This window comes from Cognatundibacterium squillarum (genome assembly GCF_014652435.1).
Classification (GTDB): domain Bacteria; phylum Pseudomonadota; class Gammaproteobacteria; order Burkholderiales; family Burkholderiaceae_D; genus Undibacterium; species Undibacterium squillarum.
Genome location: NZ_BMYU01000004.1, coordinates 213288 through 238916, shown reverse-complemented (window position 1 = coordinate 238916; position 25629 = coordinate 213288). Strand labels below are relative to the sequence as shown.

Here is a 25629-nt window from a genome sequence, read left to right as displayed (position 1 = left end):
ATGCCGCGTGTTGAGTTCATTCAGGGCAATGATTTGCACCTGCTGCGCAGCGGTGCGGAATATTTTCCGGCCCTGCTGCAAGCCATTAACGAAGCCAGAAATGAAATTTATCTGGAAACCTATATTTTCCAGCCTGATGAGACAGGATTCCGCATTCAGCAGGCGCTGATACAGGCTGCGCAACGCGGTGTCAGCGTGCGGGTAGTGATTGACTGGTTAGGCAGCGGACGCGAACACGCTGAACAATTGTGCCTGATTCTTTTACGCGAAGGCGTTGCATGCCGTTTATTTAATCCCTGGTTCCGGCGCGGGCTGGCACGTACCCATCGCAAGATTACTGTGTGTGACGGACAGGTCGCCTTCGTTGGTGGTCTGAATATTATTGATGATCTGATCTCTGACGATGGTTCCGGTATCCGGCTGCCGTTTCCGCGCTGGGATTTTGCGCTGCGCATACTGGGGCCGCTGGTGCCCGTCATTCACAGTGAAGTCGACGCGCAGTGGCGTAAAGCGGGTGCGATGGATTTGCGTTCCCGCTTCGGATTGCTGCGCAGCCTGCGTCAGGAAGCGCGTCTGGCAAGTCAGCAAACCGGGCTGGCAGCATTGCTGGTACGCGATAACCTGCGTAACCGCAGCAGCATACAGAAAGCGTTTTTGCAGGCGCTTGGCAGGGCAAAACAGCGCGCTGTGCTGGTAACACCATATTTTGCACCGGGACGTAAATTCCGGCGGGCTATGACCATGGCCGCGCAGCGCGGTGTGGAAGTGGTGCTGCTGGTCGGTGTCGGGCAATTCCGCCTGCAGGATGCGGTCACGCAGGCTTACTATCCGCGCCTACTGAAACGCGGTGTGCGTATCGTCGAATATCACCGCACGCAGTTGCATGCCAAAGTGGCGATTGTGGATCACGACTGGGCCAGTGTCGGTTCCAGTAATTTTGATGGTCTCAGTCTGTTTCTGAACCACGAATCGAATATTGTCGTGCGTGATCACCGGCTGACGGCAGAAATCGATAAAGAATTACGTGACGGAATTGCGCAGGGCAGGGAAATCCGTCTGGCCGATTATGATCAGATCCCGTGGTGGCGAAGGGTGTATAACGGTTTTGCCTATATTCTGTATCGTGCGCTGATGCGCATTATTACGCTCGGATATTACGGATGATACTCGCCGGTGTGGATTTCACCAGTTCACCGTCAAAACGCAAACCAGTGGTCGTTGCTACCGGTGAATTGCGTTCTGAGCAGTTGTATTTAACAGGTTTTAAGACATTTATTTCGCTGACGCAGTTTGCAGAATGGCTGCAGGCAGAGCCAGCCTGGCTGGCCGCCTGCGATTTACCATTTTCGCTGCCGCGTGGCTTTGTCGAATGGCATGGCTGGCCTTGCAGTTATCCGGAGCTGATACAGCATCTGCAACAGCTCAGCCGCGATCAGCTGCGCGCTGCCTGCAAAGCCTACTGTGATGCGCATCCTCCCGGCCAGAAATTCGCGCATCGGCAGACTGACCGGCCTGCGGGCTCTTCGCCCTCGATGAAATGGATTAACCCGCCAGTCGCCATCATGCTGCATGCCGGCGTACCGTTGCTGCTTGGTGCAAACGCAAGCTTGCCGGGGATGATGAACGGCGATCCGCAGCGAATCGCACTGGAAGCGTATCCGGGCATGGTCGCACGCAGTATCACTAACGCGTCTTACAAGAACGATCAGAAACAAAAACAGAATGAAGCACGTTTGCAGGCGCGCAGGCAGATATTGCTGGCAGTGCAGCGTGGTGAAACGCGCTGGGGATTGCCTGTGGACTGCAATGATTTTGCGGACGAAATTATTCAGGATGGCAGTGGCGACTGTCTGGATGCATTGCTGTGTTTATTGCTGGCAGGCTGGGCATGGCAGCGCAAAGAACAGAACTGGGGATTGCCGGCGTTTGATACGCTCGAAGGCTGGATTGTTGGTTGCGATCTCTGAACTGCAGGCAGTCGCTGTGTTTCAGTGAACTGAAGCGGAGCGCCGTGGTGGAAAATCAGCGAAACAAACCCGGTTACGTCCGCGTTCTTTGGCCTGATACATCGCCTGATCTGCGCGCTTCAGTATGTCTGCCGCATGATGTTCCGGTGCGGAAAACAAGGCCACACCGACACTGGCTGAACAATGATGCTGCAGAATTTTCTCAGTCTCACCGTTTCTTAAACGCAGTTGATAAGGAATAGTCAGGCTCTGCTGCATTTTTTCAGCGATTTGCGCAGCCAGTTCGAATGAAACACCGGTTTCTGAATCCAGCTCACAGATAATCACCACAAATTCATCCCCTCCCAGACGTGCCACCGTATCCGAAGCACGCACGCAGGCTTGCAGCCGGTTTGCGACCTCAACCAGCAGGCTGTCGCCGGCATCATGGCCGAAATGGTCATTCAGCGGTTTAAAGTTGTCCAGATCCAGCATCAGTACCGCACCGTGCAGTGCATGCCGGCGGCTGCCGCGCAGACAGTGTTCCAGCCGGTCGTGTAACAAACGCCGGTTCGGTAATCCGGTCAGAGCATCATAGAATGCCAGCCGCTGAATTTCCTGCTCCACCCTGCGGCGCTCGGTAATATCTTTCACGGTAGCGATGTAATGCATCACTTGTCCGTCTTCATCGTAAATACGCGATACCGTCATGCTCGCAGGGAAATGGCCTTTCTCCGGATGTGCGATCACGAATTCAATTTCACGTTCGGTCGCTTCATGAATCTGATGAAATAACTGATTTAATTCTTCGGTCTGCATATGATGCAGATAGGGAAAAGGATGTTCGCTGTACAGTAACGACGATTCCGTATATCCGGTCATGCGGCACATTGCCGGATTGACCTCCACAGGCCGGAAGCGTTTGTCCAGAACCATGAAACCATCCTGCATGGAGTGAATCAGTTTGCGGGTAAAGCGCAGCGCTTCATGTAATTCTTCCTGCGCATTTTTTAATGCAGTCACATTGTCGTGAGAAACCACGATACGCGCCGGGCTGACACCGGGCAGGCGGTAAGCTCTGGCAATAAACCAGCGACGCTCGGTCGGGGTATGCCACGGATATTCCAGTTCGAAGGATTGCAAATCACCGCGCAGTACCCGCTTTAACTGCTCAGGAAAACCGCTTGTATCCGGTTGCCCGCGTCGCTGCGATCCGTTCGCCGCCATACATATTTCCAGATAGCTGACTGGTTTCAGCAAGTGTTCCGGATCGCCACCGTTATCAATATAAAACCGGCGCCACGCGTGATTGGCAGAAACAATAATGCCATCTTCGTTCAGCACACACAGCTGTGAACTCAATCCGTCAATGACGGCATGGGCAAAAATTCTGGATGCTTCCAGTTCTGCTTCTATTTTGCGTCTGGCAGAGATATCCGTGACATATACCAGCCGCCGGTCGGTGCCATCCTGACCACGCACACATGCCGATTCACTGATGACATGTGAGTGGGTTCCATCTTTGCGCAGCACTTCCCATTCACCGCTGAGCGTGCCTCCGTACATCAGAAAATTCTGATGCAAGCGCAATAAAGACTCCCGTTGGTCTTCGGGAAATATCATCAGGAAAGAGTGTCCCTGCATTTCTGTCGGAAGATAGCCATAGATACGTGCATAGGCATCATTGACAGCAACATAGGTACCGTCCATGGCGATGACAGCCATCCCCAGCGGCGACTGCCGCATGACGGTGTCAAATGGCATTTCCTGCTGTAAAACACTGTTCGCCTGGCCGGACATGATGTCTCCCTGAAGCTGTCAAACAGAATGCAAGTTTTAACCACAATCGGTCATATCAACTCATGAACTAACTGCTGTATTTCCGGTGTCGTTCCGGTACTGTAAGCAGCATAGCGCTAATTCGCCGGATACGGTGGCAATAGATTGCCGGAGTAGTAACAGGGCAGACGTGCAATCCATCTCGTGCAGATCCGGTGATCGTCTTGCGATGTCCGACATTCAGCCGTATGGCGATCAATCAAAGTGCCAGCTTCCCGCCGGAACACATGCTGAGGGACACCAGACCCGGAATTTTCAAAGAATAGCGGTTTTTTTTTGAATATTGTGCAGTTATCAGGGAAATATACATCTTTTGTTGTTGCTATAGAACGTAAGGATTTTTAATTTACATGTAAGGTCCCAGCGCTGACTTGTTGCATGATGCTGCAATGCAATCCGCTGCACATCGCAGTCTTTCCGTCTGAGTGAAAAATTCAGCGTCCGGGAAAAGCAGCTCAGCCTTTGCAAATGCCTTGTAATTCGCCCGTTGCTGCAATAGAGTGCACAAAATAGTATGAACGTACGTACAAATTTGCATTTGTCCGGCACCGCTCCGGCATGTGTCACGCCATTGACATATTGGCTATGCATGCTGTGTCTCCTGATCGTGATAACACCATGAAACTTCCACAGACTGAAACCACCCGCCTTGATAAATGGCTGTGGGCCGCCCGTTTTTTTAAAACCCGAACACTTGCCACGAATGCGATTGAGCTTGGCAGGGTGTTGCAGAATGAGCAAAGGGTGAAGCCAGCGCACACGGTGCGCAGCGGTGACATTCTTGAAATTCATCACGGAGAGCAAGTGTGGACAGTGACGGTGTTACTGGTATCAGAAACCCGTGGTCCGGCACCGCTGGCGCAGACCATGTATGAAGAAACAGAGGCCAGCCGTACTGCGCGTGCGACAGAAGCGGAAAAGCGCAGGTACTTTCATGAGCCGGCTGCGGCGATACACGGACGCCCGACCAAGCGCGACCGCCGCAGGCTGGATTCCGGCTGGGGTTAATCAGGGTTTGCAGGACGGCAGTCGGGCCGTCAGAAAGGAGAAAAACCGGCACGCCGGTTCGTCACAGATAAATAGATACTCCACTCTAATGCAAAGCCTTTGAGTTTGACATTTAAGGCACTCTGCATAATAGTACGAGCGTTCGATAAATTTGCTGATTAACTGTTATAACCGGGAAGCAGCAAATGATTTCAGAATTGCAATTTGATATGAATATGACATCAAAATTCATGCGTAAAGGTGAGCTGACCCGGGCTGCGATTCTCGACGTAGCGCTGGATGCCGCCAGCCGGGACGGGCTGGAAGGGCTGACTATCGGCTTGCTGGCTGAAAAAATGAACATGAGCAAGTCCGGCGTGTTTGCACATTTCGGTTCGCGTGAAGATTTGCAGATCGAAGTACTCAAACTGTATCACCACCACTTTGAACAGGAAGTGTTTTACCCCAGCCTGAAAGAAGCACGCGGACTGCCACGTTTGCAAGCGATGTTTGCATTGTGGGTGAAACGGGTGACGGTGGAAATTGCGTCCGGCTGTATTTATATCAGTGGCGCAGTGGAGTACGACGACAGACCCGGCCCGATCCGCGAAGCGCTGGTTGGGATGGTCAAAGCCTGGCAAGGGGCCTTGCAGCGTGCTGCTGCACAGGCGATTGAGCTGGGACATCTGCGAAACGATGTCGAAGCAGATCAGATTGTGTATGAAATGTATGGCCTGATTCTGGCACTGCATCACGATGCGCGCTTTATGCGCAAACCGGGCAGTGTGGAAAGAGCGCAGTCCGGATTCGAACGAATGATCGAATATTATGCGCCGGTAACGAAGGCAGTTGCCTGATCTTCCGGCATTCGCAGTACCTGTTTAATTAACCATATTCAATTTGCCGTCAGGAGAAAATTATGGGTCAATATGTTGCTCCATTGCGTGATATGCAGTTCGTGTTGCATGAGTTACTGAATGTTGAAGCGGAACTCAAACAATTGCCTGCGTACGCCGAAGTCGATGCAGATATCATCAACCAGATCCTGGAAGAAGGCGGCAAATTCACTTCCCAGGTACTGTTCCCGCTGAACCATTCCGGTGACCGCGAAGGCTGCCACCACGATAAAGAAACAAAAACAGTCACCACACCAAAAGGCTTTAAAGAAGCGTACCAGCAATACGTGGAAGCCGGCTGGGCAGCGCTGTCCTGCGATCCGGAATACGGTGGTCAGGGTCTGCCACTGACAGTCAACAATTCGTTCTACGAAATGCTGAACTCTGCGAACCAGGCATGGACCATGTATCCTGGCCTGTCGCACGGTGCATACGAATGTATCCACGCCCACGGCACAGACGAACAAAAATCCCTGTACCTGCCGAAACTGATTTCCGGTGAATGGACAGGCACAATGTGTCTGACCGAACCGCACTGCGGTACTGATCTGGGCCTGCTGCGTACGAAAGCAGAACCACAGGAAGACGGCACTTACAAAATCACTGGCGCGAAAATCTTTATTTCCGCTGGCGAACACGATATGTCCCAGAACATCGTCCATCTGGTACTGGCACGTCTGCCAGGCGCACCGGAAGGTTCGAAAGGTATTTCCCTGTTCATCGTTCCTAAATTCCTGCCGAATGCAGATGGCAGCAATGGCGCACGCAATCCGATTTTCTGCGGCGCGATCGAAGAAAAAATGGGTATCCACGGTAACTCCACTTGCCAGATGAATTTGGACGGCGCAACAGGCTGGCTGATCGGTGGTCCGCACAAAGGTCTGCAGGCTATGTTCGTATTCATGAACGCTGCACGTCTGGGCGTTGGTATGCAAGGTCTGGGTCTGACTGAAATCGCTTACCAGAACGCACTGGTATATGCACGTGACCGCCTGCAAATGCGCAGCCTGTCCGGCCCGAAAGCACCGGAAAAACCAGCTGATCCTATCATCGTGCATCCTGATGTACGCCGTATGCTGCTCACAGCAAAAGCGTATGCTGAAGGTGGCCGTGCATTCTGCTCTTACGTTGCACTGCAACTGGATAAAGAACTGAACCACCCTGACGAACAAGTTCGTAAAGACTGTGCTGACGAAGTTGCGCTGCTGACACCGATCATCAAAGCTTTCATCACTGACAACGCATGGACATCTACTTCCGAATGTCTGCAAGTGTACGGTGGCCACGGCTATATCTCTGAATGGGGTATGGAACAATACGTACGTGATGCCCGTATCAACATGATTTACGAAGGCACAAACACTGTGCAGTCGCTGGATCTGCTGGGTCGTAAGATCCTGATGGACAACGGTAACAAACTGCGTAAATTCGGCGCGAAAGTACAGGCGTTTGTTGAGGCCAACGGTACCGATGAAAAAATGTCTGAATTCGTGACACCGCTGGCAGAACTGGGCGACAAAGTCACCAAGCTGACCATGGAAATCGGTATGAAAGCCTTCCAGAATCCGGACGAAGTCGGCGCAGCAGCCGTTCCTTACCTGCGCGTGGTTGGCCACATGGTGTATAGCTACTTCTTCGCACAAATGGCAAAAATTGCGCTGGAAAAAGAAGCCTCCGGCGACACTTTCTACAAAGCGAAACTGGCAACCATCCGTTTCTACTTTGCCCGTCTGTATCCGGAAACAGCGATGCTGATCCGTCAGGCGCGTTCCGGTTCCGCCAATCTGCTGGCGCTGGAAGCCGATCTGTTCTGATGCACTGAAGCTGAGTATAAAACCTGTTGCAAATACCTCTGCGGTCTGCCTTTCCTCCCCGGAAGCAGGCCGCAGAACACAGCAGCAGGCTGGCAACACCAAGCTGTCTCTGAGCCCTTCAACAAGGAAAAACCATGACTAATTTCATCGTTAAGAAAGTCGCTGTGCTGGGTGCCGGCGTGATGGGTGCGCAAATTGCTGCACACTGCGTCAACGCGAAAGTACCTGTAGTGCTGTTTGATCTGCCTGCAAAAGAAGGCCCGAAAAATGGCATCGTTCTGCGTGCCATCGAGAATCTGAAAAAACTCAATCCTGCACCGCTCGGCAATAAAGAAGATGCAGCCCTGATCGAAGTTGCCAACTACGAAGATAACCTGGACCTGCTGTCCGGTTGCGATCTGATCATTGAAGCGATCGCAGAACGTATGGACTGGAAACACGATCTGTACAAAAAAGTTGCGCCGCACATCAGCGCCAACGCGATTTTCGCATCCAACACTTCCGGCCTGTCGATTACAGCGCTGTCTGAAGGTTTTGATGCAGAACTGAAAGCCCGTTTCTGCGGCGTTCACTTCTTCAATCCACCACGCTACATGCATCTGGTGGAACTGATCCCGACCGCATCGACCCGTCCTGAAATCATCGACCAGCTGGAAGGTTTCCTGACCACATCGCTGGGTAAAGGCGTGGTACGTGCAAAAGACACACCGAACTTCATCGCTAACCGCGTTGGTATCTTCGGTATGCTGGCAACCATTTATCAGGCACAGCAATTCGGCCTGACAGTGGACGTGGTGGACGATCTGACCGGTAAAAAACTGGGCCGTGCTTCTTCCGGTACTTTCCGTACTGCAGACGTGGTTGGTCTGGACACCATGGGTCACGTGATCAAAACCATGCAGGACAACCTGAAAGATGATCCTTTCTTCTCCGTATATCAGACACCGGAAGTGCTGGCGAAACTGATCGAAGCGGGCACACTGGGTCAGAAATCCGGTGCAGGTTTCTACAAAAAAGTCGGCAAAGACATTCAGCGTCTGAACTTCTCCACCATGCAGTACGAATCCGGCGGCGCGAAAGCGGACGATCTGGTCAACCGCATGCTGAAAGAAAAAGACCCTGTGAAGAAAATGAAGTCGCTGCGTGAATCGACACATCCACAGGCACAATTCCTGTGGTCGATTTTCCGTGACGCATTCCACTACATCGCAGTGCACGCAGGTTCTATCGCTGATAACGTACGCGATATCGACTTCGCAATGCGCTGGGGCTTCGGCTGGAAAGTCGGCCCGTTCGAAACATGGCAGGCTTCCGACTGGCAGGCAGTGGCTGGCTGGGTGAAAGAAGATATCGAAGCCGGTAAAGCACTGTGCAGCACACCGCTGCCAGCATGGGTATTCGATGGCCGTACCGGCGTTCACACCAAAGACGGTTCCTGGAACCCGACCACGGCATCTTACGCAGCACGTTCTGCACTGAAAGTGTATGACCGTCAGGCATTCCGCGCGCCGGTACTCGGCTCCGGTGAAATCACCGGCGAAACCGCAGGCGTGACCTTCTTCGAAGATGAGTCCGTCCGTATCTGGCATCAGAACGATGACGTGCTGATCCTGTCGCTGAAAACCAAAATGCACGTGATTGGCCCAGGCGTCATTGAAGGCATGGAAAAAGCGATTGCTGAAGCCGAGAAAAACTTCAAAGGTCTGGTGATCTGGAATACCGATGCAGCCGAAGGCGGCGCATTCTCTGCCGGTGCTGACCTGCAAGCGATGCTGCCACTGTTTATGTCCGGCGGTATCAAAGCAATCGAACCAGCGATTTCCCGTCTGCAGGATGCACATCAGGCACTGAAATACGCGAACATTCCTGTTGTTGCTGCAGTAGCCGGTCTGGCACTGGGCGGTGGCTGCGAACTGATGATGCACACCGCACGCCGTGTGGCTGCGCTGGAATCGTATATCGGTCTGGTCGAAGTCGGTGTTGGTCTGGTCCCGGGCGGTGGTGGTCTGAAAGAAGCCGCAGTACGCGCTGCAGCGGATGCCAAAGGCGGCGATCTGCTGCAATCCCTGAAAGGCTACTTCATGAATGCCGCAACCGCAGCCGTGTCCAAATCGGCGCTGGAAGCGAAGAAAATGGGTTACCTGACAGACAGCGACGTGATCGTGTACAACGCCTACGAACTGCTGCATGTTGCAAAATCCGAAGCCCGTGCAATGTTTGACGCAGGCTACCGCGCACCAATGCGCAAACTGATTCCGGTTGCGGGCCGTCACGGCATCGCTACCATCGGTGCTCAGCTGGTCAATATGCGTGACGGTGGCTTCATCTCCGCGCATGACTTCAAACTGGGCATGATGATTGCTGAAATCGTCTGCGGCGGTGATATGGATGCTAACAGCCAGGTCACAGAACAATGGCTGCTCGACGGTGAACGTAAAGCATTCATGGAATTGCTGAACCATCCGAAAACGCAGGAACGCATCATGGGCATGATGCAGACCGGTAAGCCAGTACGTAACTAATCGGAGTACAGAATATGACTACACAACTTCAAGACGCTTATATCGTCGCAGCAACCCGTACCCCAATCGGTAAGTCTGGCCGTGGTTATTTCCGTAATACCCGTCCTGACGATCTGCTGGTCAAAGTGCTGCAATCCGCGCTGGCACAAGTGCCGGATCTGGATCCTGCACTGGTCGAAGATGCGATCGTTGGCTGTTCCTTCCCTGAAGGCGCACAAGGTCTGAATCTGGCCCGTATGGGCGTGTTGCTGGCAGGTCTGCCAAACACCATCGGCGGCGTGACTATCAACCGTTACTGCGCATCCGGTATCACTGCAGTGGCAATGGCTGCTGACCGCATCCGTGTTGGTCAGGCAGACGTGATGATCGCTGCCGGTGTGGAATCCATGTCCATGGTGCCGATGATGGGTAACAACCCGTCGATGAACATGGCGATTCTGAAAGACGAAAACGTCGGCATGGCCTACGGTATGGGCCTGACTGCAGAAAAAGTGGCAGAGCAATGGAAGATCAGCCGTGAAGCGCAGGATGCGTTCTCGCTGCAATCTCACCAGCGCGCACTGGCAGCACAAGCTGCTGGCTACTTCGATGCAGAAACCACACCGGTGGAAATCATCGAACGTGTACCGAATCTGGCGACTGGTCAGATCGATCTGAAAACACGCATCGTGAACCGCGATGAAGGCGCACGTCCTGACACCACACTGGAAGGTCTGGCAAAACTGAAACCGGTATTCGCGGCCAAAGGTTCCGTGACGGCAGGTAACAGCTCCCAGACATCCGACGGCGCAGGCGCACTGATTCTGGTCAGCGAAAAAATCCTGAAACAGTTCAACCTGACACCACTGGCACGTTTCGCATCGTTCGCAGTACGCGGCGTACCACCGGAAATCATGGGTATCGGTCCTAAAGTGGCGATCCCTGCAGCATGTAAAGCTGCCGGCATCACTCAGGATCAGATCGACTGGTTCGAACTGAACGAAGCATTTGCTGCGCAATCGCTGGCAGTAGTGCAGGATCTGGGTCTGGACCCGGCCAAAGTCAACCCGATGGGTGGCGCGATTGCGCTGGGTCACCCGCTGGGCGCAACCGGTGCGATCCGTTCCGCCACTACCATCCACGCACTGCACCGTAACAACCTGAAATACGGTATGGTGACTATGTGCGTTGGTACCGGTATGGGTGCTGCAGGTATTTTTGAGCGTGTCTGATTCGGTTTAATCGTCCGATCAAGAGGCCGCACAAAGCAATTTGTGCGGCTTTTTTCCTGCAGGCGACCTCGCCCGCAGCACTGACGCCAATCAGTTCAGCAAACATCAGCCACGGCTGAGAAGAAAGATGGAGACTATGGATATTCTGACCCAGATAGAGCAGGGCGTACTGACGATTACGTTCAACCGTCCTGAAAAGAAAAATGCAATCACCCAGGCCATGTATCAGGCGATGGCCGATGCGCTGCGCGCCGCAGAACAGGACAACGCAGTCCGCGCCATCATCCTGACCGGACAACCGGGCATTTTCACAGCCGGTAATGATCTGGAAGATTTCATGAAAAACGCCGCCAGCATCGCCAATCCGAGCGCCGTGCCACCGGTGTACCAGTTCATGCGTGCACTCAACGAATGCGGCAAACCAGTGATCGCAGCCGTCAGCGGCGCGGCAGTCGGTATCGGCACCACGCTGTTACTGCACTGCGATCTGGTGTATCTGGCTGACAATGCCAAACTGTCGATGCCATTCAGCCAGCTCGGCCTGTGCCCGGAATTTGCGTCCAGCATGATGCTGCCGCGCATGGCAGGTTATCAGCGCGCCGCAGAAAAACTGCTGCTCGGCGAAAACTTCAGCGCCGAAGAAGCGATGCAACTCGGCTTCGTCAACAAAGTGCTGCCAGCCGACGAACTGCTGGCCCATGCACGCGCCGTTGCCGACAAACTGGTTGCGCTGCCAGCCAAATCCGTACGCGTGACCAAGGCGCTGATGCGTCAGGGACAGGCAGCACAAGTGCAGGACGTCATGAACGCCGAAAACGCTCACTTCGCCGCCATGCTCGGCGCACCGGAAGCCCGCGAAGCGTTCACCGCCTTCTTCCAGAAACGCAAACCGGATTTTTCTCAGTTCGATTAAGAACCTGAGCAACACAGAGTAGCGAGGCTTAAGCCGCTGACCGGACCACCGGCCAGCGGTTTTTTTTCGCCTTCAGCAAACGATAATTATGCAGAACTCCGCATCCGCTATTTACGGAAGCCCGGACTTTCTGCCGACGACCGCCCGGGTGCTGTGCCGGAATCCGCAAAACGGGCAAAAACGGGCTAGAAAATGGCCGCTGGGGGTTGCGAGGAGAGCGCAGGCTGTTATCAGGCAGATGCGGAACGGGAATAACAAATGTGCGGTACAAGCGGCAGTCGGTGAAGTTCAGTTCGATTGATTCGATAGTGACGATGCAAAGAAGCGATGCGGCGAGGCGATAGGAATAGTTAGCTTTGAAAATACATTAAGCAGCATAGGTGAAAAATTAATTTCCACTTAAATCATTTTTGCGGCACACTCGCTGGCTGAAAATTGTGTTGAATTTATTCGCTGAAAACGCACTGCCCGTACCAACAATTGTGTTGGCGGAAGCCATTCTTTAGATAGCAGTGTTACGGCGCAAAGGAGAAAAAATGCCGGTTCCAGATAATCAGAAAGAACTTACCGAGCTGTTCAAAGCGCTCGGTGCTGAAGATCCCGAAAGCTGGGCCGACTCGCAAACTACAGAGGGAATCAATCAGCTGCACCGGTTTCTGTTCCTTCGTCAGGCATGGCAACGTGTCGTGTCAGAAAACGATGATGCGTGGATTGATGAGGAGATCGCCTACTACAAGCGATTTCCGGTGCAGCCGTTTGCGGGCATCGGGAAGGCACTCAAGCGGATGGAGGCTAAGGGCGTAGAGCGTGAAGATATCGTCGATCTGGTGCGTGGTATGCAGGTCCGCTTGCTCGCCGATTTCTGCTATTTGCTGGATGATCCTTCACTAGATGAGGCAGGCGTGGAGGATTTGGGCTGGGCGCTTGTTGAGGCGAACGACGATTGCGAGCTCGCCGGAACTGTCATAGGAGGACTCCATGAATCGGTTCTGAGTACTGACCCGACGGGCCGTGAAATGCGACCACGCAATAAGGCATGACAGCTTGCCTGAACGGCGTAGTTTTGTTTCGACTCATGAGGAATACTGAATGCAGCGTTACGTATTTGCTTCACCTGTGACTTTAAATAAGGAGGCTTTCAATTCTGTTGCGACGTTAGAAAATGTCTGCAATGAGTTTTTTGATGTCTCGTTATCGGGTACCAGAGAACTTGAATTGCTTTTTGAATTACTTGGCGTCGCAGATGTTGCGGAAGAAAGCCTTCCTGACAGTGAAGACTTTAACAGTGTGATCGACCTTTCAACATCAAAATTGCCCGAATTTAGTACTGAAGAGTTTGATGTGTTTTATGGGGAATGGCTTGCGAGATCCGGACGTGAATCGGACATGGATGAGTATGGGCAACTTATTTTTCTGCAAGGCTATGCAAAAAAGTGGAATAAGAACTTGCATATCGTCGTGTTGTGTTTAAAACCATTGCTATAGGATCGATAAATCACGGCATATGGAGGCGGTGCATTTTCGTCGCCAGACGACAGTCCGCTCATCGCTTTTACTGACCTATACCAGAACTAGTTCAGCGTTTTTTCTGGCTCAGTAAAAGGCAATTATGCAGAACTCCGCATCCGCCATTTGCGGAAGCCCGGACTTTCTGCCGACGACCGCCGGGGTGCTGTGCCGGAATCCGCAAAAAGGGCAAAAAACGGATAAAAACAGGCTTCAGAGTGATTGCAGGCGGGATTGGGGCGGCGGCCTTGCAGACTCAGTGCGCGGATGGCGGAAGGAAGGCTGGAATGGCGGGCCTGTTGTGGCCCGCCGTGAAGCGGAAGTGAATGTTTAGTCGGGTGCACCGCCGCTGACCGCGGCAGGGTTCAGCGTTGGCAGGAAGCGAATACAGGCTAAGGACGTAGACCGTGAAGCCTGCGCCGTGACGCTCAATGTTATGTTGATTACTGGCGGGCGAATTGTTCAAAATATGGACTGCTGCAGTAGCTAGCTGCCCGATTGACCTAACAAGCATTGTATCGCGCTGCTAAACGGGAGATTTATCTCATGATTTGGCGTGGTGAAGTCGATCCTCTCAACGAAGCAAATGAAATGGCAAAAATTCGTTATGCTTTTTCACACCTAAGGGCTTCAGATATTGTTTTACTCACATAAAGCAGGTGGATTAGATGCATGACAGATTATCGAGGATTCAATATTTGTTGCATAAATTTGAAATCCCGGAAAAAGACCAGCGTAAAAATAAACTTTCAATAAATCAAATTACGGAATTTGAAGCGAAATTTGATCTTTATTTTCCTGAGGAATTTATCAATTTACTATTGTTGTGCAATGGATCATTCGCAGGTGAAGGTGGAATATTTGGACTGCATCAGGAGCAGTGTGTTTTAGACATAGGATATTATTTTGATTTGTTCCCGTATTGGCTGGGTGCGAAATGGATACCCGTGGCAAGTGACGGGTGTGGGAATTATTTTGTATGTGTTGCGAATACTCAATCCAAGGGGAAGGCGCCGGTTGTTTTTATCGACTCGTCAATTGGATATGACCAGATCGCATATGTTGTTGCATCGAATTTATTTGATTTCCTTATCTTTTATTTAGAAAGTAGTTTAGGCGAAACGGGTTGGCCTTTTGACCCGGAATTTGTTGTCAGGGCTGATCCTGATATTTTAAATTTTCGTTGTCTTCAACTTCCGTGGGATCAAGGTCGTATTTCCCGATCCTGAATATGGCAGAGCGTGGTGAAGTCGTACGTTGAGCGCTTCTCAAAAACAGTTCGCTATCACAGCGATGCGTTACGCCCGGTCGTATCTGCCTCGCCTTCCATAACTCGCAACTTCAGGCTAATTATGCAGAACCCCGCATCTGCCATTTCCGAAAGCCCGGACTTTCTGCCGACGACCGCCGGGGTGCTGTGCAGGAATCCGCAAAACGGGCAAAAAACGGATAAATACAGGCTTCAGAATCACTGCTGGCGGGACTAGGGTGGCGGTCTTGCAGACGCGGTGCGCGGGTGGCGGAAAGAAGGCAGGAATGGCGGGCCTGTTGTGGCCCGCCGTGAAACGGAAGTGAATGTTTAGTCGGGGGCGCCGCCGCTGACCGCGGCCGGGTTCAGCGTTGGCAGGAAGCGGATGCCGGTGCGTTGTACCAGTTCCTGATAGGTGATCGGTTTACCGGCTTTGGCATCTTCGGTGTTTTCCACCCAGTAGGCCCAGGCTTTGTTGGTGGCCGGATCGTAAATCAGTTTGTACAGAATGTGCGGTACCCAGACTTTATTGCTGCCGATGGTCTGTGGCTGAGCGGGGAACACCGGACCGGAAATGATGTAGACATCACCGGTGGCGCGGCTGGCGTATTTACGCGCAGATTTTTCGATACCGGCCCAGGTTTTACGGTTATTTTCCTGATTTTGCGGCACCATGTTCGCCAGCGAGAAACTCTGTGCCATGCCTTCCGGACTGTAGCGATTTGCTGCCGGTGCCATGTGGCCACGGTCGTAGCCGGAACCTTTGTAATCGTCCAGCTCTGCGCGTTCCGAACGCGGCAGACGCGCATCGGCGTAGAAGCGGTTAGTGCGTTCCAGATCTTTGCCATCGCTTAAAGTGCTGCGGTTAATCCGTTCTGCCACATACAGCGGCGTGCGCGAGCGGCCGGAGTGCATGACGGCAAATTCCGAGAAACACAGGGCGCGGGTTTTCAGCGGCGCGGGGTCTTGTATGACCGGCGGTTCGCCTTTGGCGAAGAATTCACGGCAGTTAGAAAAATCGGCGGCAAAACTCAGGGTGGTGCTCAGTAAGAGCGCAAGGGCGAGGGTCAGGCGTTTTAACATCGTTGATTCCGGAAACAAAACCTTCCGTACGCAGCGGCTGCTGAACACGGGCGCGGCAGAACGGATCTGCGGCGCGCAGGGATTGTAACCAGAATTATGAACTTTGCATAAAGTGCATGCGAAGTCTTACAAAATGCGACCTGTGACGGCTGGTTTCAGGCATAACGGCATAAGGCTGCTGAAACCTCATTGTACCGCCGCGCGGATTTGCTCGAATTGCAGGCCGAATTTCAGCAGATATTTACGCACACGGTCGGCATCATTGCTTTGTGCTTTGCGCGCCCGCGAAGCAGCGAACAGGGTGCGTCCAGCCTCGGACAGGCTGGCACTTTTCAGGCAGACGCTGATCACGGTTTCCAGTTGCGTCTGATCGAATAAATCCATCTCGGCCAGTTGCTGTTCGCTGAACAGCTTGTTCAGCACGCTGTCGGTTTGCAATGTGGCGGGTTCTGCGCCCAGCGCCTGCCAGTCGCGTTGCAGGCGCTGAATTTCGTGCTGCACCAGCGGCGTATCAATACGCCCCTGATTCGCCAGCGTTGCCATGCGCGTGACACTGGCGCTGAGATCACGGAAATTGCCGCTCCATAATGCGGCAGGTGATGCGGCGAAACGCAGGTAGATGTCGCGCGCTTCTTTGTTCATATGAATGCGCTGGCCTTGCTGTGCGCTGAATTGTTCGAGTAAATAATCCAGATTCGGTGCGAGGTCTTCGCGGCGCTCAGACAAGCCGGGCAGGGTGTAAGTCCAGAGTTTGATACGCGCTAACAAGTCTTCACGAAAACGCCCGGCGCGCACATCCTGCGCCAGATTGCGGTTGGTGCCGGCAATCAGTTGAAAATCGCTTTGCACTTCGGTGTCGCTGCCAACCGGATAAAAGCGTTTTTCTTCGATGGCTTTTAACAGCATGGCTTGTTCATCTAAACCCAGCTCACCGATTTCATCCAGAAACAGCAAACCGCGATGCGCACTACGCAGCAAACCGGCGCGATCCTGCGCTGCACCAGTGTATGCACCGCGTACATGGCCGAATAATGCCGATGCTGCGCCATCGCCATGCAGGGTCGCGCAATTGACTTCGACAAACGCACCGCTGAGCTGGTGGCGCTGTTTTTTCAGTTCATATAAGCGCTGTGCCAGAAAGGATTTACCGGCACCGGTCGGCCCCATCAGCAGCACCGGTGCGGATGAGCGTACGGCGATCAGGCTCAGCTCATCCACCATGCGGTTAAATGCGGTGTTGCGGGTAGGAATACCGGCTTTTAACTGGCTGCGCTGTTCCTGCAATTCTGACTGACGGCGTACCGCGACCTGATCATAGCGGGATAAATCCAGATCAATCAGGCCGTAATGTCCGGGGCTGCTGCCATCCTGCCGGCGTGGCGGCGAGGTTTGCAGCAATACACCGGGCAGATAGCGTGCTTCGGTCAGCAGAAACAGGCAGATCTGCGCAACGTGGGTGCCGGTGGTGATGTGTATCCAGTACTCTTCGTGCTCGGTATCAAACGGATAGCGTTGCGCAAAATCGAACAGTGCCGCATATACCTGACCTAAGTCCCACGGATCTTTGACCTGCATTTCGTGCAGCCGGACATCGGTTTGCGGTGAGCAACTGATGATGTCTTCGCGCACCAGCGCGGCGATCGGCTGATGCGATGCCGCATGCAGAATTTCGGTGCGGTCGATCATCACATCAGTTTGCTGATGCATGGCAACGGTGGGACGCCACTTTTCCCAGCGCTTTGCGCCGCGTCCGGCATCCAGCTGACTGCCGAGGATGCCGATCATGACCCGCTTTTTTGGCTTATCCATTTTTATAAGTGCTTATCTGAAAAGATCATTTTAGCCTGAAATGACAGCGCCGGAGATTTTTCCATAATTTCGCTGATTTTAATTATTTCAATTTAAAATCAATGACTTATGAGGTATTTTCGGTTGCGGTACTGTTGCTGGCACGCTGCTTGCGAATACCTTGTGGCATGCAAAAATGAATAAAGCGCTGAATCAGCAGTCAACAAGATAAAAACGAACAATAGAACCGATAAAGAATCGGTAAAGAATCCATAAGGAAAACAGTGTATGAAACACGAAGATTTTGATGTGGTAGAAGCCGGTACCAACGGTAAGCCGATAAAAATGTGGACCAAAGGTGTGCCGGTGGAAGACGATGCGATGCAGCAGTTAAAAAACACTGCCAGCATGCCGTTTATTTATAAACATATTGCGGTGATGCCGGATGTGCATCTGGGAAAAGGTTCCACGATTGGTAGCGTGATTCCGACGCTGGGTGCGGTGATTCCGGCGGCAGTTGGTGTGGATATCGGTTGCGGAATGATGGCGGCGAAAACGACGCTGTTTGCCAGCGATCTGCCGGATAACCTGCATGGTATCCGTACCGCGATTGAACGTGCCGTGCCGCACGGGATGTCACCGAAAACCCGTGGTTTCCGCGGACGTGATAAAGGTAGCTGGGAAAATCCGCCGAAGCTGGTGGATCGTGTGTGGGCAGATCTGAAAGATGATTTTGAAGCTATCTGCGAAAAAACACCGCATCTGGCAAAGACCAATCATTACCGCCATTTGGGAACCCTGGGAAGCGGAAATCACTTTATCGAATTGTGTCTGGATGAAAATCAGTCTGTGTGGATCATGCTGCATTCCGGTTCACGCGGTGTCGGTAATGCGATCGGTACCCATTACATCGAGCAGGCGAAAAAGGATATGGAGCGCCATTTCATCCGTTTGCCGGATCAGGATTTGTCGTATCTGCCGGAGGGAACGCAGCACTACGATGATTACATCCAAGCGGTGGAATGGGCGCAGCGTTTTGCGCGTATGAACCGTGAAGTGATGATGCAGAACGTGATTGAAGCCTTGCGTACGGTAATCCGTAAGCCTTTCGATACCCATGTGGAAGCGGTGAACTGCCACCATAACTATGTGCAGCGTGAACATCATTTCGGAAAAAATGTACTGATCACCCGTAAAGGTGCGGTTTCTGCCAAACCGGGACAACTGGGAATTATTCCGGGGTCGATGGGTGCAAAAAGTTTTATCGTGCGCGGTAAAGGGCATCCGGAAAGTTTCGATAGCTGCAGCCACGGTGCAGGTCGTACCATGAGCCGTACTGCAGCAAAAAAACGCTTTACGATTGAAGACCAGATTGCTGCCACCGAAGGTGTGGAATGCCGTAAAGATGCGGATGTGATTGATGAAATCCCGATGGCGTATAAGGATATCGATGCCGTCATGCAGGCACAGGAATCGCTGGTGGAAGTGGTGCATACCCTGAAACAAGTGGTGTGCGTGAAGGGTTGATAAGTTATTGTATGAATAAAATAGTTGATAAAAGACCTGCTGATGAAATAATGTGGATAGAGCTGGATGGTGCATCAGGTGAAGGCGGCGGACAGATACTCAGAACCGCGCTGACATTGTCTATGCTGACTGGTCAGCCATTCAGAATTCAGCGTATCCGTGCCGGACGCGCAAAACCGGGTTTGCTGCGTCAGCATCTGGTTGCGGTGCAGGCAGCAGTAGAAATCAGTCAGGCAACCGTACACGGTGCTGAACTGGGTTCGCAAACGCTGGAATTTATGCCCGGTGTGATACGTGGTGGTGAATTCAGTTTTGATATTGGCAGCGCGGGCAGCACCACGCTGGTGGCGCAGACGCTGATTCCGGCTTTGCTGTTTGCACCGCAGCCTTCGTCTCTGTGCATCCGTGGTGGCACGCATAATGGCATGGCGCCGCCGGCGGATTTTTTGCGTGAGGTGTATCAGCCTTTGTTGCAGCGCATGGGGGCGCAGACTGAGATTGACTGTCCGCGTTACGGTTTTTATCCGGCGGGTGGCGGTGAGCTGACAGTGCAGCTGCAGCCGGTGGATAAATTGCGGCCTGTTCACCTGAAGGATCGCGGCACATTGCGAACACTGCACGCCACCGCTTGTGTTGCAGGGATTCCGCCACGGATTGCCGTGCGTGAACTGGAAGTATTGCGGGATGCATTTCAGCTTTCACGTGATACATCACGCATTCTGGAATTACCTGCAGCCTGGGGCCCCGGAAATGTGATTTTGCTGCGCGCGGAATTTGAACATGTGACAGAAATGGTGACAGCATTCGGACAAAAAGGTGTGCCCGCGCCACAGATTGCACAACAGGCGGCCAGAGAGATGCAGGAATTTCTGGACAGCAAAGCGGCGGTCGGAGAATATCTTGCCGATCAGTTATTGTTGCTGATGGCAATTGCAGGCGAAGGCAGCTATACGATGTCTGTTCTGTCGGAGCACACACGTACCAATGCCGAAGTGATACGCCGGTTTTTGCCGGTCAGCATACAGTTTACTGAGGAAGCGAAGCAGCTGGTTTGTACGGTTAGCGCAGCGTAAGCCGTAAAAGCGGTGCAACAATCTGCCGGCATGCGTTGCCGGGCGCAGTCAGCGTAATCTGACTTTATTTCAGCATCAGGAAAGGAGAATTGCGATGCAAACCCTCGAAATCACACAACGACAACGAAGCACTTTTCCGGTAGCTTACCAGCGGTTCTGAGTCACTCTCACGACTTTCCGGCAAACTGACCGGCGGGGTGCTATCTGGCGCAGCGTATGCTGCTACTAACAGAAAGACCCTATGAAAAAATCTCAAACTGTACGCGGTGAAGTTTCCGCTAAACCTCGTAACCCCTACGCACTGGCTGCACGTCAGAAAGCCGCCGGTTCGCATGATCGTCATCAGACCGTCCGGTCTTTGCGGCGCAGTGAAAAGCAAATGCTGAATGCGCGGCTCCGGCAACGCGATCTGGCTGACGAATAATCACTGGTGCACCACAGAGTGAATCATTCTGTGGTGCATTGGCGACGCACACTGCAGACAAACCTTCTTCCTCTCCCTGAGCGTTATCCGTTGCGCGGAAAAAGCACGGACAGTTAATCGAGTCTTGATTATGATTCTGTCCATATTGGTTTTTTGCGGACTCATCAGGAAAACTTATTTTCCGGATGTTTTTTAGCCCGGTTATCGCAAGACGGGTGTTGTAACCGGTTTTTGCGTCGTAAACCAAAGAATGCGCGGATCTCGACGGATTCGCGATGTTAATTCGGATCCGAACGAATCGGAATTCCCGGAATTCAGGAGATCATTACTGTTGACATGTATATGCCTTTTTCTGTGTTAATTAACGTGTAAAATAAATCGCCTACAGTGCACTGATGCATTCAGACCGAACACCTGTTTTATGGTTGTACCATTGAAGTGATCCATGCCGAATTCTGAATTAACACCGGACCAGCAAGAAACAAAAAACGCAGGTGAGCCTGAGTATTCGGCGACACTGCGCCACTATTTATTGGGCGAACAGTTAGGTGAGGGCGGCTTCGGGCAGGTATTTCAGGCCTGGGATAGCAAGCTTGAGCGATATGTCGCTGTGAAGCGCCTGAAATCCGGCGAACACCGGTCGCAGTCGCGTCAGGCTTTACATGAAGCCCGCGCAGCAGCCTCACTTGATCATCCGGCATTTGTCAAAATCTACGCGATTGAAGATGAAGAAGATCCCCCATCGATTGTGATGGAGCTGATTCGCGGTAAAACCCTGCGCAAAATTCTGCAGGATGGGCCGCTGAGTGAGGCCGACGCACGGGACATGCTGATGCAACTGGCTGCGGCGATGCAGGTTGCCCATGCATCGGGGCTGATTCACGGCGATCTGAAGCCATCCAACATTATGCTGGACGATAATGGTCGCTATCGTATTCTCGATTTTGGTCTGGCGCTGGTGAATGACACAGAGGTCACCACGTCGACAAATCAGCTGGATCCGCAGGGAACGATTGCCTATATGGCACCGGAACGTCTGATGGGTGGCGCACTGACGGCATCGGCAGATATTTATGCACTCGGCGTGATTTTTTACGAGGCACTGACTGGTCACCGGCCATTTCCCGAACGAAACGGGCTGGCACTGGCAGCGGCGCTGATGCAGACACCATCTGATGGCTGGAATTATCCGGCGGAAATTGCGCGTCCGCTGGTACGGTTTATTTTGCAGATGACCGCCAGAGCACCGGATCGGCGTATTGTCTCTATGCAGGCGGTACAGCAAGCACTTACGGTAACGACAGACACCAGCGCTGCAACGGTACCGGCAAGGAAGGAAGCGCCGTTGAATCAGGATGAGAATACCTCACGTATTCAGGTATTTCCGGTCAGACCGGCACTGACACGCCGGATTCTGGCAGTGCTTGCCGTGGTGCTGGGATTGTCAGCGACCCTGTGGGCAGGTAATCACTATCTGAATAACGCCGGCCTGTTTGAGCGCTTTTCCGAGTCACGGGCAATGGAAGCCGGCCTGCAGGCATTGCAGTACAACGACAGACCGGGGTCGCTGAAATCAGCTGAGGAAGCGTTCCAGAGTGTACTGGCGCATGATCCCAATCACGCGGCAGCTGCGGCCGGTTTGTCGATTGTAAACAGCTACCGGTTCTGGTTTGAATTCAGTGATGAACTGTACTTAAAAAAGGCTGAGGCGAGTGCTTTACAGGCAGAAAAACTGAACAGTTCTCTGGCGCTGAGTCAGGTTGCCATGGGCTTGTTTCACTATCTGCGCCACGATTACAACCTGTCGCTTCAATACTATGACAAAGCAATTTCTCTGGATCCGGGAACTTACTTTGCGTGGACGCTGAAAATAGCGACGCTGAATGCGTTGAAGCGACATGATGAATCCTTACAGATTGCGACAGAACAATTGCGCCTGCATCCAAAGCAGCGTTTGTTTGCAGATGCAATCGGTGAGATTCACTTTCAGCGCGGGGAATTAAAAGCGGCGGAAAAAGCGTTTCGTGCCAGCCTCGAAATTGATCCGGATGTTGTATTCGCTTATATCAATTTGTCAAACGTGCTGATCCGGCAAAACCGTATTGCTGAAGCGCAGCAGATTCTGCAGAAGGGGCTGCAAATTCGCTCCAGTCCTGGTCTGTTTACAAATCTGGGTAATCTATTATTTTTGCAGGGAAATTATGTCGCCGCCGCCGATGCATTCCGCAATGCAGTTTCTGTTGATAAAGGCGATCCCGGGGATTATCTGGGCTGGGCGAATCTTGCTGACACCTTATTGTGGTTGCCGGGGGAAAGGGATGCTGCGCAGCAGGCTTACAGCAGAGCCCGCGAGCTCTTGAAAAAACGCATGGAGCGTAAGCCCGGACGTTATGACTTAATTTCACGGCTGGCTTTGTATTCAGCCAGACTGAAGCTGGAAACCGAGGCGATTCCGCTGATTGAGGAGTCTTTAAAACTTGCGCCGAAACAAGCTGATAATTTGTTTCGCGCAGGATTGGCATATGAATTGCTAGGTAAGCGTGCTCTCGCAATTCAGACACTGCATCAGGCAATCGTATCGGGCTATCCGAAACAATTTATTGAGGCAGAGCCTGATTTGCTGGAATTGCGCAGAGACCCGGCGTTCGGGTCTTAACAGAAGACCAAACTCAACCGAAAGGAATTGTATGGCAACCTATCATCTTAATTTGACAGTCCCGCAAATCAGAGGCGGCTACCCTTTGATCGGTAACCTCAGTTATGAATGGGCAAATGGTTCTGCTCCGGCTGTTTTGTATGGAGGTGACCAGATTCTGTTTAAATTTGATACAGGCCCGCTGACCTTGAATTTTGCTGTGATTCGCTTCGCCCCCAAAGTCAATGCAATGAGCGCTAATCCGGTGACAGGAGCTGCTGGCGGCAATTTCCCGATTCTGGATATTACAGATGGCGAGCTGACGATCCGCGAAGACTTTGCAACTTCCTTCCCACCGAATCAGTTGATGTCCTGGTGCTATGCGATTTACGCGACATTTACAGACAAAGATAAGCAACAATATCAATATCAGTTGCCAGATCCTGAAATGGTGATTGTGACCGGAAATCCGCCACCATCCGCTACAGGTTATTGATAGTTTGTGTGTAAAAAAAGGAACCGTGATGGTTCCTTTTTTATTTGTAACCCAGATTTTGAGACTGGCAGAGCGTTCAGATCAGGTTAATTGCGCGTGCGTAACGGCGTAGCGCCTCACTCGGGGTTTTCAATTCAGCAGCACTCAGCTCTACATTCATTTTGTGCTGCTGCAGTACAGCCTGCAGCTCCTGATGGGAGATTTGCTCCGGCCTGCGAATCTGGGAATGCTGCTCCAGCAATTTATACATCGAAGGTCGTGAAATACCCAGTGCCTGTGCAGCCCCCTGGATATACCAGTCGTTTTCAACCATTGCGCGTGTTACGTCTTCTTCAGATAGCTCGTGCAAGCGCTTCCTTGGCGCTGCAGGTTTTAGGCTGCTTTGCTCTCTGGGCGGCGTGCTCTGCGCAATATTGACAGCACTGTCATGATGCGGTGCATAACTCTGTACCAGCGACGCCAGACGCGGACTCTCACCGCTTTGCAGCGCGATCAGTATGCGTCGTAATACATGGGAAAGCTGACGGATATTTCCCGGCCAGCTGTACAGCATCAGTTCACTGACGATTTCAAAAGGCAGTATTTGCTGGCTTCCGATGCCGGTTTGCTGGCGCAGATGCACAATCAGCACGCCGATGTCTTCACGCCGTTCGCGCAGAGGTGGCAGATGAATGACGAAGCTTTCCAGGCGACGCAACAGGGCCTGATTGAACTGTACTGAATACAAATCCTGATCCGTCGCTGTGATCAGTCTCGCATCAGACCGCATATCCTGCGCTGCACCAAGAGGACGATATTCCCCGGTTTCCAGAACCCTGAGCAACATCGGCTGAATTGCAGAAGGGGTATTTCCGATCTCATCCAGAAACAGAGTGGAGCCACTCGCCTCTGCAAAGTAACCTTTACGCGTTTGTTGTGCACCTGTATACGCACCGCGCGCAGCGCCAAACAGATCGGCTGCTGCCAGTGATTCATTGAGCGCAGCCATGTTAACGCTGACCAGCGGTAAATGCTGACGCGGGCTTAGCTTGTGGATCGCTTGCGCGGCTACTTCTTTACCGGTACCTGTTTCGCCGAGCAGTAAAACAGGCATGGTTGTAACGGCAATTTGCCTGATCTGGTCGCGTAAGCGGATGGCAGCATCACTGACGCCGATGACACCGGGAATCAGGTTCATTTTCGGCAGCGAACGCATCCAGTGCAGACAAATAATCACACTGCGCCCCAATGAAACCATGATGCCGTTAGCTGTTTCTTCCGATAGGAAGCTGACAGGTTCAGTGACCTGGTTTCCGTTAACTTCGACGACCATTTTGCTGGCAGGCGGTGTGATCGTGATTCTGTTCTGATCGTTTCGTTCTATCCGGACCGGATCGCGTGATACTGCACCATGTCCGATTGGCAGGCCTTCTCCGCCAGTTTTCTGGAATACGGGGAAATACCGGTTAAGTTCGATCCGGCTTGCGAAATCGGTGGAGATAAACTGTTCCCCGATACGTGACTCATCCGGGTGCCAGCAAATGGTTAATGCCAGCAAAGGATTTTCCTGCGGATCTTTTGCCGCGAGCGGGGAGGACAACGTGTAGGCTGTGTCGTTCATGAGTCTGAGTAAGTGATCAGGCAGTTCGTTGGAAATATCAGATTCTTAGCAAAAAAAATGCCTGAGAATTATGCATACTGAACCCCGGAGGTTCGCAGTCTCGCGACATAGCGACGGGCT

20 protein-coding genes are annotated in these 25629 nt (G+C 52.5%); 16 read left to right on the top strand and 4 right to left on the bottom strand.

Annotated elements, in window-relative coordinates; all coding sequences use genetic code 11:
• Both IE092_RS10120 and IE092_RS10115 read left to right on the top strand, forming a co-directional pair.
• A complete protein-coding gene (locus tag IE092_RS10120) occupies nucleotides 1-1164 on the top strand; it encodes a phospholipase D-like domain-containing protein (RefSeq protein ID WP_189357049.1) in 1164 nt (387 codons plus the stop codon).
• Entirely contained in the window at nucleotides 1161-1967 is an 807-nt protein-coding gene (locus IE092_RS10115; RefSeq protein WP_189357048.1) for a DUF429 domain-containing protein, read from the top strand. The genes IE092_RS10120 and IE092_RS10115 overlap by 4 nt, the downstream gene beginning before the upstream one ends.
• Before the next feature lie 21 nt (nucleotides 1968-1988).
• Here IE092_RS10115 and IE092_RS10110 read toward each other — a convergent pair whose 3' ends face one another.
• Nucleotides 1989-3746, bottom strand: a complete 1758-nt coding sequence (locus IE092_RS10110; protein ID WP_189357047.1) for a sensor domain-containing protein — start codon at nucleotides 3744-3746, stop codon at nucleotides 1989-1991.
• A 657-nt stretch (nucleotides 3747-4403) separates the two neighbouring features.
• On the opposite strand from IE092_RS10110, the gene IE092_RS10105 reads away from it, so the two are divergent.
• The 9 genes from IE092_RS10105 to IE092_RS10065 all read left to right on the top strand — a co-directional run bounded on the left by IE092_RS10105 (nucleotide 4404) and on the right by IE092_RS10065 (nucleotide 14863).
• Nucleotides 4404-4793 (top strand): RNA-binding S4 domain-containing protein, encoded by a 390-nt coding sequence (locus IE092_RS10105; RefSeq protein ID WP_189357046.1) that lies wholly within the window; start codon nucleotides 4404-4406, stop codon nucleotides 4791-4793.
• 230 nt (nucleotides 4794-5023) lie between these two features.
• Complete coding sequence (locus tag IE092_RS10100; RefSeq protein WP_189357226.1) at nucleotides 5024-5629, top strand: TetR/AcrR family transcriptional regulator; 606 nt, start codon at nucleotides 5024-5026, stop codon at nucleotides 5627-5629.
• A gap of 62 nt (nucleotides 5630-5691) precedes the next feature.
• Entirely contained in the window at nucleotides 5692-7482 is a 1791-nt protein-coding gene (locus IE092_RS10095; RefSeq protein ID WP_189357045.1) for an acyl-CoA dehydrogenase C-terminal domain-containing protein, read from the top strand.
• A 134-nt stretch (nucleotides 7483-7616) separates the two neighbouring features.
• Entirely contained in the window at nucleotides 7617-10004 is a 2388-nt protein-coding gene (locus tag IE092_RS10090) for a 3-hydroxyacyl-CoA dehydrogenase/enoyl-CoA hydratase family protein (RefSeq protein ID WP_189357044.1), read from the top strand.
• Nucleotides 10005-10018: 14 nt separating this feature from the next.
• Entirely contained in the window at nucleotides 10019-11215 is a 1197-nt protein-coding gene (locus IE092_RS10085; protein ID WP_189357043.1) for an acetyl-CoA C-acyltransferase, read from the top strand.
• Between the two features lie 136 nt (nucleotides 11216-11351).
• Entirely contained in the window at nucleotides 11352-12128 is a 777-nt protein-coding gene (locus tag IE092_RS10080) for an enoyl-CoA hydratase (protein WP_189357225.1), read from the top strand.
• A gap of 536 nt (nucleotides 12129-12664) precedes the next feature.
• The gene (locus tag IE092_RS10075; RefSeq protein WP_189357042.1) at nucleotides 12665-13168 is read left to right on the top strand and encodes a hypothetical protein; all 504 of its coding nucleotides are present in this window, start codon (nucleotides 12665-12667) and stop codon (nucleotides 13166-13168) included.
• A 49-nt stretch (nucleotides 13169-13217) separates the two neighbouring features.
• On the top strand, nucleotides 13218-13613 hold the full coding sequence (locus IE092_RS10070; protein ID WP_189357041.1) for a hypothetical protein: 396 nt from the start codon (nucleotides 13218-13220) through the stop codon (nucleotides 13611-13613).
• A gap of 719 nt (nucleotides 13614-14332) precedes the next feature.
• Nucleotides 14333-14863: an SMI1/KNR4 family protein gene (locus IE092_RS10065; RefSeq protein WP_229793124.1), complete on the top strand. Its 531-nt coding sequence runs from the start codon at nucleotides 14333-14335 to the stop codon at nucleotides 14861-14863.
• Nucleotides 14864-15213: 350 nt separating this feature from the next.
• On the opposite strand, the gene IE092_RS10060 is transcribed toward IE092_RS10065, so the two are convergent.
• Nucleotides 15214-15966 (bottom strand): DNA/RNA non-specific endonuclease, encoded by a 753-nt coding sequence (locus IE092_RS10060; protein ID WP_189357039.1) that lies wholly within the window; start codon nucleotides 15964-15966, stop codon nucleotides 15214-15216.
• 186 nt (nucleotides 15967-16152) lie between these two features.
• Entirely contained in the window at nucleotides 16153-17775 is a 1623-nt protein-coding gene (gene rtcR, locus IE092_RS10055; RefSeq protein ID WP_189357038.1) for an RNA repair transcriptional activator RtcR, read from the bottom strand.
• 267 nt (nucleotides 17776-18042) lie between these two features.
• On the opposite strand from rtcR, the gene IE092_RS10050 reads away from it, so the two are divergent.
• The 5 genes from IE092_RS10050 to IE092_RS10030 all read left to right on the top strand — a co-directional run bounded on the left by IE092_RS10050 (nucleotide 18043) and on the right by IE092_RS10030 (nucleotide 23909).
• Complete coding sequence (locus IE092_RS10050) at nucleotides 18043-19281, top strand: RtcB family protein (RefSeq protein ID WP_189357037.1); 1239 nt, start codon at nucleotides 18043-18045, stop codon at nucleotides 19279-19281.
• 11 nt (nucleotides 19282-19292) lie between these two features.
• Nucleotides 19293-20354, top strand: coding sequence for an RNA 3'-terminal phosphate cyclase (gene rtcA / locus IE092_RS10045; protein ID WP_189357036.1), 1062 nt, complete (start codon nucleotides 19293-19295; stop codon nucleotides 20352-20354).
• Nucleotides 20355-20595: 241 nt separating this feature from the next.
• The gene (locus tag IE092_RS10040; RefSeq protein WP_189357035.1) at nucleotides 20596-20778 is read left to right on the top strand and encodes a hypothetical protein; all 183 of its coding nucleotides are present in this window, start codon (nucleotides 20596-20598) and stop codon (nucleotides 20776-20778) included.
• A gap of 445 nt (nucleotides 20779-21223) precedes the next feature.
• Nucleotides 21224-23434: a serine/threonine-protein kinase gene (locus tag IE092_RS10035; RefSeq protein ID WP_189357034.1), complete on the top strand. Its 2211-nt coding sequence runs from the start codon at nucleotides 21224-21226 to the stop codon at nucleotides 23432-23434.
• Between the two features lie 31 nt (nucleotides 23435-23465).
• On the top strand, nucleotides 23466-23909 hold the full coding sequence (locus tag IE092_RS10030) for a hypothetical protein (protein ID WP_189357033.1): 444 nt from the start codon (nucleotides 23466-23468) through the stop codon (nucleotides 23907-23909).
• A gap of 76 nt (nucleotides 23910-23985) precedes the next feature.
• Here the strand turns inward: IE092_RS10030 and IE092_RS10025 are convergent, their stop codons facing one another.
• Nucleotides 23986-25509 carry a sigma 54-interacting transcriptional regulator gene (locus tag IE092_RS10025; protein ID WP_189357032.1) on the bottom strand — a complete coding sequence of 508 codons (1524 nt, stop codon included), beginning with the start codon at nucleotides 25507-25509 and terminating at the stop codon, nucleotides 23986-23988.
• Between the last annotated feature and the right edge of the window lie 120 nt (nucleotides 25510-25629).